Source organism: Neisseria sp. RH3002v2f (assembly GCF_014596375.1).
In the GTDB taxonomy this organism is placed as follows: Bacteria; Pseudomonadota; Gammaproteobacteria; order Burkholderiales; family Neisseriaceae; genus Neisseria; species Neisseria cinerea.
On sequence record NZ_MAYZ01000021.1, the window covers coordinates 160908 to 173202 of the forward strand.

Here is a 12295-nt window from a genome sequence, read left to right on the forward strand (position 1 = left end):
AACGGCAATGCCGTCTGAATCCGGATGCGGGTTCAGACGGCATTGCCTGCAACAGAGCACATACCGTCCAGAATCAGATACCGCGCAACAATTCGTTCACGCTGGTTTTCGCACGTGTTTGCGCGTCCACGCGTTTGACGATAACCGCACAGTAGAGGCTGTGGCTGCCGTCTTTGGAAGGCATGCTGCCGGATACGACAACCGAACCAGCCGGTACACGGCCTTGATAGATTTCGCCGGTAGTGCGGTCAAAGATTTTGGTGGATTGACCGATGAACACACCCATAGAAATCACGCTGCCTTCTTCGACAATCACGCCTTCGACGATTTCGGAACGCGCGCCGATGAAGCAGTTGTCTTCAATAATGGTCGGGCTGGCTTGCAGGGGCTCGAGTACGCCACCGATGCCGACGCCGCCGCTCAAGTGGACGTTTTTACCGATTTGCGCGCAAGAGCCGACGGTCGCCCAAGTATCGACCATCGCGCCTTCGTCAACGTATGCGCCGATGTTGACATAAGAAGGCATCAAAACGACATTTTTCGCCACAAAGCTGCCGCGGCGGGCAACCGCACCCGGAACTGCACGGAAACCTGCGCTGCGGAATTCGTCTTCAGACCAGTCGGCAAACTTGGTCGGCACTTTGTCGAAGTATTTGTTCACGCCGTCGTTGAGGACTTCGTTGTCTTGGATGCGAAAGGAAAGCAGAACGGCTTTTTTCGCCCATTCGTTGACTTTCCACTCGCCCACGCCCAAGCGCTCGGCAACGCGCAGTTTGCCTGAATCGAGTTGGCGGATGGTCTCCAACACAGCTTCTTTGACTTCGGGGGTAACGGTGGTCGGGGTGATGTCCGCACGGTTTTCAAAGGCGGTTTCGATGATGTTTTGCAAAGACATGGTATTTCCTTATTTGAAATGTTTCAGAACGTTTGCCGTTATTTTCAGGCAGTACGTTTATTGGGAATTAATGCGCTATTGTGCCATGCAAACGCATATTCGTCAGCAATACGCGGGCGGTTGCCAAACATTAGCGTTCCGGAATCGGGCAGACGGCGGGCATATGCCTTTTTCCGCTCCCGAATCAATACAGAACAACAGCAGCACCTTCATGCCGCGCCGTCGTTTTTCAGACGGCATTCCCGATAAAACGCCATCAACCCTTCGGTCGAGGAATCGTGTGCCGATGCGCCGTGCTGCAATTCGCCGCCTATGGTTTTTGCCAACTGTTTGCCATACTCAACCCCCCACTGATCAAAGGGATTGATGTTCCATATTACGCCTTGTACAAAAGTTTTGTGCTCGTAAGCCGCCATCAGCATACCAAAATTATAGGGCGAAAGACGGTCAATCAAAATGCTGTTGCTGGGGCGGTTACCCGGAAATTCTTTGTGCGGCGCGAGGCGTTCCCGCTCAGTTTCGGGCAAGCCTGCCAGTTCGGCACGGGCTTCGTCTAAGGTTTTGCCCTTCATCAGGGCTTCAGCCTGTGCAAAGGCATTGGCAACAACAAACCGGCTGCGTTCGTCCTCCCTGCCCTGCACAGTCATAGGGACGATAAAATCACAAGGAATCAGCCGGGTGCCTTGGTGCAAAAGCTGGAAATAAGCATGCTGGCAATCAACCCCTTCCCCTCCGAACACGATGCCGCCCGTTTTGCACGCTACGGGGCTGTCGTCTGAAGTACGGCTTTTACCCAAACTCTCCATATCGAGCTGACTCAACCACGCCGGCAGCAGGCGCAGGTTGTGGCTGTACGGAACGGCCGTCTGACCGTCCGCATGTTGGAAATTGTTATACCACACGGCAATCAGCGCCATTAAAACGGGGATATTATGACGCGGCGGCGTACTGAAAAAATGCTTGTCCATCGCGTGCGCCCCCGCCAACAATTCCCGAAAACACGCCCCGCCGACGGCGACCATCACAGGAAGCCCGACAGGCGACCAGACGGAATAGCGTCCGCCCACCCATTCATACATCGCAAATACGCGCTCCGGCGCGATACCGAAAGCCGCCGCTGCCGCCGTGTCGGCCGATACCGCGCAAAAATGACATCCCGTTTCCGATTCCGAAAATCCCGCATCGCGGTACCACGCCTTTACCGCCTGTGCATTGAGCAGGGTTTCCGGCGTTTTAAAGGACTTGCTGGCAACGCAAAACACCGTTGTTTCAGGGTTCAGACGGCATAAGGCCTCATCCAGGCAGGCAGGGTCGGCATTAGAAACAAAATGGACGGAAATCTGCCGTCCGAACGGCTCGAGCGCCTGAACGCACATTGCCGGCCCGAGATCGGAGCCGCCTATGCCGATGTGGACAAAATCCGTAATCCGCCTGCCCGTCGCCCCCTTGTACGAACCGTCGTCCAAACCACGTGCAAAATCCAAAGCACGGTCAAGTTCGCGGCGGATTTCGGGCAACACGTCCCTACCGTCCACATAAACGGCATCCGCACCGTCGGGCAGGCGCAAAGCCGTATGCAGCGCGGCACGCCCTTCGCTGCCGTTAACCTTCGCGCCCGTCCGCAAATCATGCATTCTCCGTCCAAGCCCTGCCGCATCTGCAAGGTTACAGAGCAGTTGAAGCGTATCTTCCCCAAGCCGGTTCTTGCTGTAATCGAACAACATGCCGTTCAAACGTTCGTGCATACGGTCAAAGCGGTCCGGTTCGCAGGCAAAACGGTCGCGCAAAAGAATATGTCTCGTATCCTGATGATGTTGTTCAAGCACCCGCCACGCCCGGGTAAAAGCATCCATAATTTTCCTTGATTCTAGATTCGGATTAAAAATATAACAGAATGCAGTGTAACAAACGAAAGCTGCTTTGGCGAATCTCCGAAACACCACCCTCCGCGTTCAATAGCACCTTATTTCCATATAGCGAAATACCCTCCGGTCGGAATTTAACCCACAACAACATCCTACAAGATTTATTGCATGCGCATAGATGCCAGACAACCGTTTAATAAGGTATAATCTCGCTCGGGTACGCCCCATTTGCCGACCGCATATGGGCATACTCATGGTTACATATAATCGGTAAAATACCGATATTATTGTTTTAACGGTATTTCTTATATTTATTTTATTCCAATTATTTTACGGGGCTGGGATATGGCTAAAAACGGGGGACTTTCTTTATTTTCAAAGAAAGAAAAACGCTTTATCTTTGAAGGCAGGCATTCTGCCTCCGACAAAATAGTCAACGGCGAAGTATCTGCGTTTACCGAAGAAGAGGCACGCAAGAAACTGACAAAACGCGGCATCCGCCCGTTACAGATTAGCCGTATAAAAACAACTTCAAAACGCAAAATTACGCAAGAAGACATTACCGTCTTCACTCGCCAGTTGGCAACTATGATGAAAGCGGGCCTACCGCTGATGCAGGCATTTGAGATTGTGGCGCGCGGTCATGCCAACCCGTCCATGACGGAAATGTTGATGGAAATCCGTAGTGAAGTAGAACAGGGCACCACCCTGAGTCGCGCATTCTCACGCTATCCCAAATACTTCGACCGCTTCTACTGCAATCTGGTTTCTGCAGGTGAAATGGGCGGCGTATTGGAAAGCCTGCTGGATAAACTGGCAGTCTATAAAGAAAAAACCCAATCCATCCGTAAAAAAGTAAAAACTGCACTGACTTATCCGATATCGGTAATTGCCGTCGCCATCGGCTTGGTATTTGTCATGATGATCTTCGTACTGCCGGCGTTTAAAGAAGTTTATTCCAATATGGGTGCCGAATTACCCGCGCTGACTCAGGCCGTCATGGATATTTCCGAGTTTTTTGTCGCATACGGCTGGATAATCCTGATTGCGCTTGGCTGTTCAATATACGGCTTCCTCAAACTTAAAGAGCGCTCACCCAAAATACACGCCGTATGGACGCATTGCTGATTCGTATGCCGATTTTCGGAGAAATCGTACGCAAAGCAACCATTGCACGGTGGGGTAGGACGACGGCAACATTGTTTGCAGCGGGCGTACCGCTTGTTGACGTATTGGACTCTACGGCTGGTGCGGCAGGCAACATAATTTATGAGGAGGCCACCCATGAAATCCGCACACGCGTAATCCAAGGCCTGTCGATGACCTCCGGGATGCGTGCAACGGAACTTTTCCCCAACATGATGGTACAGATGGCATCCATTGGTGAAGAATCGGGCTCTTTAGATGACATGCTCAATAAAGCTTCTGAGTTTTATGAAGACGAGGTAGACAATGCTGTCGGCCGCCTGTCCGCCATGATGGAACCGATTATTATCGTAGTTTTAGGTCTGATTATTGGTACGCTCCTAGTAGCAATGTATCTGCCATTGTTCAACTTGGGTAGTGTGATCGGCTGATTTGCCGCACAAACCCGGCGCGGACTCATTCTGCGCCGGTTTGTTTTTGTATTGAATACACTGAGAACAAAATATGTCTGATTTGTCTATATTGTCGGCATTTGTCGTACCGTTGGCAGCGGTGTTCGGGCTGCTGGTCGGGAGTTTCTTAAACGTCGTCATTTACCGCATACCGGTCATGATGGAGCGCGGTTGGACGGCATTTGCCAAAGAACATTTAAACCTGCCGCTGACCGATGAGGAAAGCCGTACCTTCAACCTGATGAAACCGGATTCCTGTTGCCCGAAATGTCGCGCACCAGTACGCGCATGGCAGAATATTCCGATTGTCAGCTACCTATTCCTGCGCGGGAAATGTGCCTCCTGCCGAACCAAAATCAGCATACGCTATCCCTTAATCGAACTATTGACCGGCATATTGTTCGGCCTGGTCGCATGGCAATACGGCTGGTCTTGGATTACACTGGGTGGTTTGATACTGACCGCATTTTTGATTTCCCTTACCCTCATCGATGCAGATACCCAATATCTGCCCGATTCAATGACCTTACCCTTAATTTGGCTGGGGCTGCTGTTCAACTTTAACGGGGATTTCGTGTCTTTACAATCGGCGGTTTCAGGCGCGGTTGCCGGCTACGGTTCATTATGGCTCTTATGTGCAGTGTATAAACTGCTTACAGGAAAAATCGGCATGGGTAACGGCGACTTCAAACTGCTTGCCGCATTAGGAGCGTGGCTCGGCATATCCGTACTACCCGTTCTGGTGTTCCTTGCCGCACTGGTCGGCTTGGCAATGGCAGTCATCATGCGCATCTCCAAAGGGCAATATTTTGCCTTCGGTCCCGCACTGGCAATCTCAGGCTGGATTATCTTCGCAGCAAACGATTCCGTACTTCGTGCGGTCAATTGGTGGCTTACCCATTCGGGACTGTGATATGGCTATATGGGTCGGACTGACCGGAGGAATCGGCAGCGGTAAATCGGCGGCGGCACAATATTTTGCAGATTTAGGCGTACCGCGTATCGATGCGGATGCGGTAGCACATGCACTGACAGATTCAGACGGCATTGCCCTTCCAAAAATCAGACAATTATTCGGCGACCGCTTCTTCGATGATCAAGGTGTGTTGAAACGCGACATGTTGCGTAAAGAAGTATTTGCCTCAAACACCCAAAAAACCCTGCTTGAATCTGTGATGTTGCCGCTGATTTTCTCAGAAATCAAAAAACAGCAAGAAACATTTAACGACGCACCCTACGGCATTGTCGAAATCCCACTGCTGACAGAAAAACGTCAATTCATGAAATTAATACAGCGCGTGCTGACAATAAGCACCCCTTTGGAAGAGCGTATTGTCAGAGTCATGAAACGCAGCGGCCTGTCCCGTAAGGCAGTATCGGACATTATCCGCCATCAAGCCGAAGACCGGGACCGCCTGCTCCTTACGGATGATGCACTGCTTAATGATGGCAACATTAAACACCTGCATGATAAAATAAGGCGGTTGCACACATTTTACTCAAGCATCTTCACCATGCAACAGATACAGGAAAAACACCATGGCTGAACCGGAACAAACATGCCTGTCAGTTAAATGCCCGACATGCGGAACATCAGTAATATGGAAACCGGAAAACACATTCCGCCCCTTCTGTTCGCAACGCTGCAAACTGACAGACTTAGGCGGATGGGCAGATGAGGAATATACGGTTACAGCCCAAGAAGAAGGTTTATTGGAAATATCCGAATTTGAGTGTATATACCGCTGATTTTAAAAAATCCGCCTGACCGCCCCCTCTACTGCTCAAAATAAATGCCGTCTGAAACAAACATGTTTCAGACGGCATTTTCATTCTTAAACCTAATCGTTGGTATTTGCCGTTACCTCTTCCAACGAAGTAATACCCTGCATAACTTTCAACAAACCGGAACGGCGCAAATCAACCATACCTTCCTTATAAGCAACGTCCATAATATCCACTTCTGTACCATGGTTCATAATGACACGCTGCATTTCCTCGCTGATAGGCATAACCTCATAGACACCGGCACGCCCCTTATAACCCTTGCCCCGACAGCGGTCGCAACCAACCGCACGGTAGAGCTTCCAATCCTTTGCAAGGTCTTCATCTGTAAAACCCGCCTCCTTCAACGCAGAAACAGGCGGACGTACCACTTCCTGTTTACAACTCGGGCACAGTCTCCTCAACAGGCGCTGCGCCATAATCAGGCTGACCGAACTGGCAATATTAAACGGCGCAACACCCATATTCAGCATACGTGACAATGTTGCCGGCGCATTATTAGTATGCAGGGTAGAAAACACCATATGCCCTGTTTGTGCCGCCTTAATCGCAATATCGGCAGTTTCCAAATCACGAATCTCACCGACCATGATAATGTCAGGATCCTGACGCAAAAAAGACTTCAAGGCTGCGGCAAAAGTTAACCCCTGCTTTTCATTAACATTAACCTGATTAATGCCCGGCAGGTTAATCTCGGCAGGATCTTCCGCCGTTGCAATGTTTACCGACTCCGTATTCAAAATATTCAAACAGGTATAGAGCGACACAGTCTTTCCCGAACCTGTCGGACCGGTTACCAACACCATGCCGTAAGGACGGTGGATAGCATCCAACAGCAATTTCTTCTGAAACGGCTCGAAACCAAGCTGATCGATATTCAAAGAAGCAGCATCAGAATTCAAAATCCGCATCACAACCTTTTCGCCAAACAGCGTCGGCAACGTACTGACACGGAAATCGACAGGCTTGCCACCCTTTTGGAAGGTCAATTGCATCCTACCGTCCTGAGGTATGCGTTTTTCGGAAATATCCAAGCGCGACATTACCTTAATCCGAGAAGCAAGCTGCCCCCTCACCGCAACCGGGGGTTGGACTACCTCGCGAAGCTGCCCGTCCACACGGAACCGGATACGCGCATTATGTTCGTAAAACTCAAAATGAATATCCGATGCCCCACTGCGCAAAGCATCCGACAAAGTTTTATGGATAAACCTCGGTACAGGACCGTCTTCCGCCTCTTCATTATCAATATACAGAGTATGGCTTTCCTGCTCTTCCTGTTCCGCACTGATTTCCTGAAGCAACGCAGTCGAGCGCGAACCCACCCATTCCAACAGCCCGGCCAGCCGATCGTCTTCGACAATCACCAACTCAACCGAAATCCCTGACGCAAAAACGGTCTTCTGAATCTGAGGCATCTGCGTCGGATCAGAAACCGCAAAAAATACCTTGTTATCCCGTCGGAAAATCGGCACACAACGGAACTCTACCATCTGTTCCTCGGTCAGCACGCCCATCAGTACCCTATGGCGCGGATAGTAACTCAAATCAAGCACCGAATAACTGAACACCCTGGCAATCAATGCAGCAAGCGACTTTGGGGAAATAATGCCGTCTGAAAACAACATCGGCAAAACTTCCTTCCCTGCCTGCGACTCCTTATAGTAATGCTCTGCCTGTTCGACAGTAACCACTTGGTTTTGTACCAAAGTCCTTAAAAGACCAACACTCATACGACCTACCCCTGAATTTATTTATTGTTATACCGATACAACTTTTATCATAAACGACTGACGGAACAGCAATAAAAAACCACCCGAAAACCGGCACACCCTTTAGAACCCCAAAAGACAATTTATAATTTTATCGCCCTAACGGTCGGTTTCTCAAGCAAAAAACGTTTCCAACCAACAAAAAAGCCTTCCAATACTGAAAGGCTTCCTATCATACATTTCTAAATACGGAAAATTTATCAATATAAATCATTAAACCTCGCCAACAGGAATCGAACCTGTATTTTACGCTTAGGAGGCATACGTTCTATCCATTGAACTATGGCGAGCCAAAATGAAAAGGGAGATTTTAAACCTTTCCGACGACAAAAGACAAGATGCCTGCTGCAATCAGCGGGCCAACAGGAATACCACCCATAAACGCAACCCCGATAACCGTGCCGATTAACAGACCTGCCACCAACACCGGCTGTTGCCCCATTAAAAATACGCCACGTCCGGCCAGCCAAGCCACAAAAATACCGATAAGAACACTGGCTATTATTTTAAAATTTAAAAACTCGGCAACCGGTGGCACCTGCACCCTACCGGAAACCAGCGGACTCAACACCCCGACAGTCAAAAAAATGATACCGATATTCAACCCGTGTTTCTCAACCAAAGGAACAAATTGCACCAATGCTGTCTGCTGCATCAGCAGCAATACGGTTGCCGAAATCGTAATCGAATTGTTTTGGCTGATTACTCCTAGAAAAATCAGCGTAACTAAAAATAGGGAAACAAAACTAACATTCATCGGGTCAAGACACCCTGACTAAAGATTCCTGCGCCAACCGGATCATCGCTTCTTTCGCCTCACTGTCAGGTAAGGCATCTAAAGCGGCAATTGCGCAATCGACTGCTTTGCGCGCCTCACCTATCGAATATGCCAACGCATCCGAACGGACGACATACTCATGGATTTTTGCAAAATAACTGCGGTCGGCATTTTCCAAAGCCGAACGCACATCGTTTGCAACCTGTTCAGACCCTTGCCTCATCAAATAAATCAAAGGCAAGGTCGGCTTTCCTTCCGCCAAGTCGTCACCGACGTTTTTGCCGATTTCTTCTGTTTCGCCTGAATAGTCCAGTACATCATCAATGATTTGGAAAGCAGTACCGACATACATGCCGTAGTCTTTCAACGCCTGTTCGCATTCAGGAGGGGCATTTCCCAAAATCGAGCCGACCTGTGCGGCCGCTTCGAACAATTTTGCCGTCTTATATTGGATTACTTGAATATATTTTTCCTCGGTAATATCCGTATTGCCGATGTTCATCAACTGCATAACTTCGCCTTCGGCAATAATATTGGTTGCGTCCGCCATTACTTCCAAAATACGCATACTGCCGGAACCGACCATCAACTGAAAAGCACGCGTATAAAGAAAATCACCAACCAAAACCGCAGCGGCATTACCAAACAGGTTGTTTGCCGTCTTTCTTCCGCGACGCAAATCGCTTTCATCGACCACATCATCGTGCAACAGCGTTGAAGTATGGATAAACTCAACCATTGCCGCCAGCGAATACAGTTTCTCATTGTCGTATCCCACTGACCGTCCTGCCAGAATCGTCATAATCGGACGCAACCGCTTGCCACCTGCGCTGATAATATATGTACCGATTTGCGAAATCAGCGCAACATCAGACTGTACCGCCCGATTGATAACTTCATTGACTTTGGCAAGGTCTTCAGACAGGTGTTTCTGGAAATAAGGCAGATTTTCGAGCATGGCAGACTCTCAGGTTTACGCTTCCATCAAACGGCAAATACCGCTTAAAGCTAATTTGAAATAACGTAACATTATATCAGTAAAGCCATTACGGCACATCTTTCAGACGGCATTAAGATTACCTGGAACACAAAATTTTGACGAAACAAATAAATAGCAATATAATTTCGAGTTCCGCATAATGGTGTGCGGAATGTTAACCTAATTCTCATGGAGTTGAGTATGTACGCGGTCGTAAAAACCGGCGGTAAACAATACAAAGTTTCCGTTGGCGAAAAATTGAAAGTAGAACAGATACCAGCCGAACTCGACAGCCAAATCGAACTGACTGAAGTTTTGATGATTGCTGACGGCGAATCTGTAAAAGTAGGCGCACCTTTTATCGAAGGCGCGAAAGTAACAGCTAAAGTCGTTGCTCATGGTCGTGGCGAGAAAGTACGCATTTTCAAAATGCGTCGTCGCAAACACTACCAAAAACGCCAAGGCCATCGCCAAAATTTCACCCAAATCGAAATCGTGGCAATCGCCTAATTTCAAGTAAGTTCAGGAGTATTACAAATGGCAAGTAAAAAAGCAGGCGGTAGCACCCGCAATGGTCGCGATTCAGAAGCCAAACGCTTGGGCGTCAAAGCCTACGGCAACGAGCTGATTCCGGCAGGCTCTATCATCGTTCGTCAACGTGGTACTAAATTCCACGCAGGTGACAACGTAGGCATGGGCAAAGACCACACTTTGTTTGCTAAAGTCGACGGTTACGTTGAATTCAAAACCAAAGGCGCACTGAACCGTAAAACCGTAAGCATCCGCCCTTACACCGGTTCTGAAGAATAATTTAACCGAACACGAAGCCGCATCTTTTCACGATGCGGCTTTTTTTTGCGTTTATCCTCCATTACCCTCCCTATTTGACGCACATTAAACCAAAAGTAAAAAACCGCATACATCATACTTCGCATATTTCATCAACAACGGGTTTTGATATAATCACCTATCTATTACAGATGGGTCAGACGACATTCAAATTCCTCAAATGCCGCCTGAAATTATCGGCATACGTCTCATACAAAGGATATTCCATGAGTTTACACAGCGACATCCTCGTCGTCGGCGCAGGTCCGGCGGGTTTAAGTTTTGCAGCAGAACTTGCCGGCAGCGGCCTGAAAGTCACCTTGATCGAACGCAGCCCCCTTTCCGTCTTACAAAATCCTCCCTATGACGGACGTGAAATCGCCCTGACCCATTTCTCCAGGGAAATCATGCAGCGTCTGGGTATGTGGGACAAAATTCCCGAAAATGAAATTTACCCCCTTCGTGATGCAAAAGTCTTAAACGGCCGCTCCGATTACCAACTCCACTTCCCTCAACCAACCGAAGCACGCGGCGAGCCTGCCGACTGCTTGGGTTATTTGATTTCCAACCACAATATCCGACGCGCTGCCTACGAAGTCGTATCCCAACTCGACAACATTACCATTCTGACCGATACGGCCGTTAAAGAAGTCAAAACATCTGATAATGAAGCGCAAGTCTTTTTGGAGAATGGAGACATTCTGACCGCGCGTCTCCTTTTGGCAGCAGACAGCCGTTTCTCACAAACCCGCCGACAACTCGGCATTTCTTCAGATATGCACGACTACAGCCGAACCATGTTCGTCTGCCGCATGAAACATACTCTTTCCAACCAGCATACCGCTTACGAATGCTTCCATTACGGACGCACCATCGCACTGCTGCCACTGGAAGAGTACCTGACCAATACCGTCATTACCGTCGATACCGATAAAATCAACAGCGTTCAAAACCTTTCGCCTGAAGAATTGGCCGCAAGCGTAAAAGAACAACTCAAGGGTAGGCTTGGCGACATGGAACTGGTCAGCAGCATCCACCATTACCCCCTTGTCGGCATGATTGCCAAACGTTTCTACGGCAAACGTAGTGCGCTGATCGGCGATGCAGCTGTGGGTATGCACCCTGTAACAGCACACGGTTTTAATCTCGGACTTTCCAGTGCGGACATCTTGGCCAAACTGATTATCGAAGCCGAACAGCGCGGTCAAGACATCGGCGCATCTTCATTATTGGAAAAATACAGTAACAAACATATGCTGCATGCCCAGCCGCTTTATCACGGAACCAATATGATGCTGAAACTGTTTACCAATGAGACCGCACCGGCAAAACTGTTGCGCGGCTTGGTATTGCGTGCCAGCAACAATTTCCCGCCGCTGAAGAAACTGATCACCAAACAACTGACCGGTTAAAAATCATATAAAAAATGCCGTCTGAACATGTTTCAGACGGCATTTTATTTGACTGCCTGCTATATTGCCGTTCAAGTTCGACAGACAAATCCATTACCCTGTATAAGTTGACTGATTACACAATATCATCTGACACCGACTGAAAATAAGAAATTCACAATACTTAAAAACAAAGCCTCCGAACAATCGGAGGCTTTGTTTGCCAAACGGAAATTATTTCAGTTTAGTTTCTTTATACACTACATGTTTGCGGGCAACTGGGTCAAATTTTTTGATTTCCAATTTGCCGGGCATAGTGCGTTTGTTTTTGGTAGTGGTATAAAAATGACCAGTACCTGCACTGGATTCCAGTTTGATTTTATCGCGCATTGCAGTAATCCTTA

The 12295-nt window shown here is 48.7% G+C and carries 12 protein-coding genes, 1 tRNA gene and 1 pseudogene; 7 read left to right on the top strand and 7 right to left on the bottom strand.

From position 1 onward, the window contains the following. Nucleotides 1-73: 73 nt before the first annotated feature. Complete coding sequence (gene dapD, locus BBW69_RS05950; RefSeq protein ID WP_003676582.1) at nt 74-895, bottom strand: 2,3,4,5-tetrahydropyridine-2,6-dicarboxylate N-succinyltransferase; 822 nt, start codon at nt 893-895, stop codon at nt 74-76. 209 nt (nt 896-1104) lie between these two features. Then, the gene (pgi, locus tag BBW69_RS05955; protein WP_188210737.1) at nt 1105-2748 is read right to left on the bottom strand and encodes a glucose-6-phosphate isomerase; all 1644 of its coding nucleotides are present in this window, start codon (nt 2746-2748) and stop codon (nt 1105-1107) included. Nucleotides 2749-3105: 357 nt separating this feature from the next. On the opposite strand from pgi, the pseudogene BBW69_RS05960 reads away from it, so the two are divergent. The 4 genes and pseudogenes from BBW69_RS05960 to BBW69_RS05975 all read left to right on the top strand — a co-directional run bounded on the left by BBW69_RS05960 (nt 3106) and on the right by BBW69_RS05975 (nt 6107). After that, a pseudogene (locus BBW69_RS05960) lies at nt 3106-4337 on the top strand (type II secretion system F family protein). Nucleotides 4338-4410: 73 nt separating this feature from the next. Beyond that, the gene (locus tag BBW69_RS05965) at nt 4411-5271 is read left to right on the top strand and encodes an A24 family peptidase (RefSeq protein ID WP_107959658.1); all 861 of its coding nucleotides are present in this window, start codon (nt 4411-4413) and stop codon (nt 5269-5271) included. A gap of 1 nt (nt 5272) precedes the next feature. Further along, complete coding sequence (gene coaE / locus BBW69_RS05970) at nt 5273-5905, top strand: dephospho-CoA kinase (protein ID WP_003676589.1); 633 nt, start codon at nt 5273-5275, stop codon at nt 5903-5905. Further along, entirely contained in the window at nt 5898-6107 is a 210-nt protein-coding gene (locus BBW69_RS05975; RefSeq protein WP_039854241.1) for a DNA gyrase inhibitor YacG, read from the top strand. Before coaE ends, BBW69_RS05975 begins: the two co-directional genes overlap by 8 nt. A 92-nt stretch (nt 6108-6199) precedes the next feature. Here BBW69_RS05975 and pilB read toward each other — a convergent pair whose 3' ends face one another. The 4 genes from pilB to BBW69_RS05995 all read right to left on the bottom strand — a co-directional run bounded on the left by pilB (nt 6200) and on the right by BBW69_RS05995 (nt 9651). Further along, nucleotides 6200-7876 (bottom strand): type IV-A pilus assembly ATPase PilB, encoded by a 1677-nt coding sequence (pilB, locus tag BBW69_RS05980; protein WP_108043478.1) that lies wholly within the window; start codon nt 7874-7876, stop codon nt 6200-6202. Between the two features lie 257 nt (nt 7877-8133). Next, a tRNA-Arg gene (locus BBW69_RS05985) sits at nt 8134-8205 on the bottom strand. 20 nt (nt 8206-8225) lie between these two features. Then, complete coding sequence (locus BBW69_RS05990; RefSeq protein WP_003676595.1) at nt 8226-8672, bottom strand: DUF441 domain-containing protein; 447 nt, start codon at nt 8670-8672, stop codon at nt 8226-8228. Nucleotides 8673-8676: 4 nt separating this feature from the next. Then, nucleotides 8677-9651 carry a polyprenyl synthetase family protein gene (locus BBW69_RS05995; RefSeq protein ID WP_188210738.1) on the bottom strand — a complete coding sequence of 325 codons (975 nt, stop codon included), beginning with the start codon at nt 9649-9651 and terminating at the stop codon, nt 8677-8679. 222 nt (nt 9652-9873) lie between these two features. Between BBW69_RS05995 and rplU the strand changes: the two genes are divergently transcribed. The 3 genes from rplU to ubiM all read left to right on the top strand — a co-directional run bounded on the left by rplU (nt 9874) and on the right by ubiM (nt 11912). Next, complete coding sequence (gene rplU / locus BBW69_RS06000; RefSeq protein ID WP_002216394.1) at nt 9874-10182, top strand: 50S ribosomal protein L21; 309 nt, start codon at nt 9874-9876, stop codon at nt 10180-10182. Between the two features lie 27 nt (nt 10183-10209). Continuing rightward, nucleotides 10210-10482, top strand: coding sequence for a 50S ribosomal protein L27 (gene rpmA / locus BBW69_RS06005; protein WP_002212328.1), 273 nt, complete (start codon nt 10210-10212; stop codon nt 10480-10482). Nucleotides 10483-10727: 245 nt separating this feature from the next. Further along, a complete protein-coding gene (ubiM, locus tag BBW69_RS06010) occupies nt 10728-11912 on the top strand; it encodes a 5-demethoxyubiquinol-8 5-hydroxylase UbiM (RefSeq protein WP_107959650.1) in 1185 nt (394 codons plus the stop codon). A gap of 213 nt (nt 11913-12125) precedes the next feature. On the opposite strand, the gene rpmG is transcribed toward ubiM, so the two are convergent. Beyond that, a complete protein-coding gene (rpmG, locus tag BBW69_RS06015) occupies nt 12126-12281 on the bottom strand; it encodes a 50S ribosomal protein L33 (RefSeq protein ID WP_002212306.1) in 156 nt (51 codons plus the stop codon). Between the last annotated feature and the right edge of the window lie 14 nt (nt 12282-12295).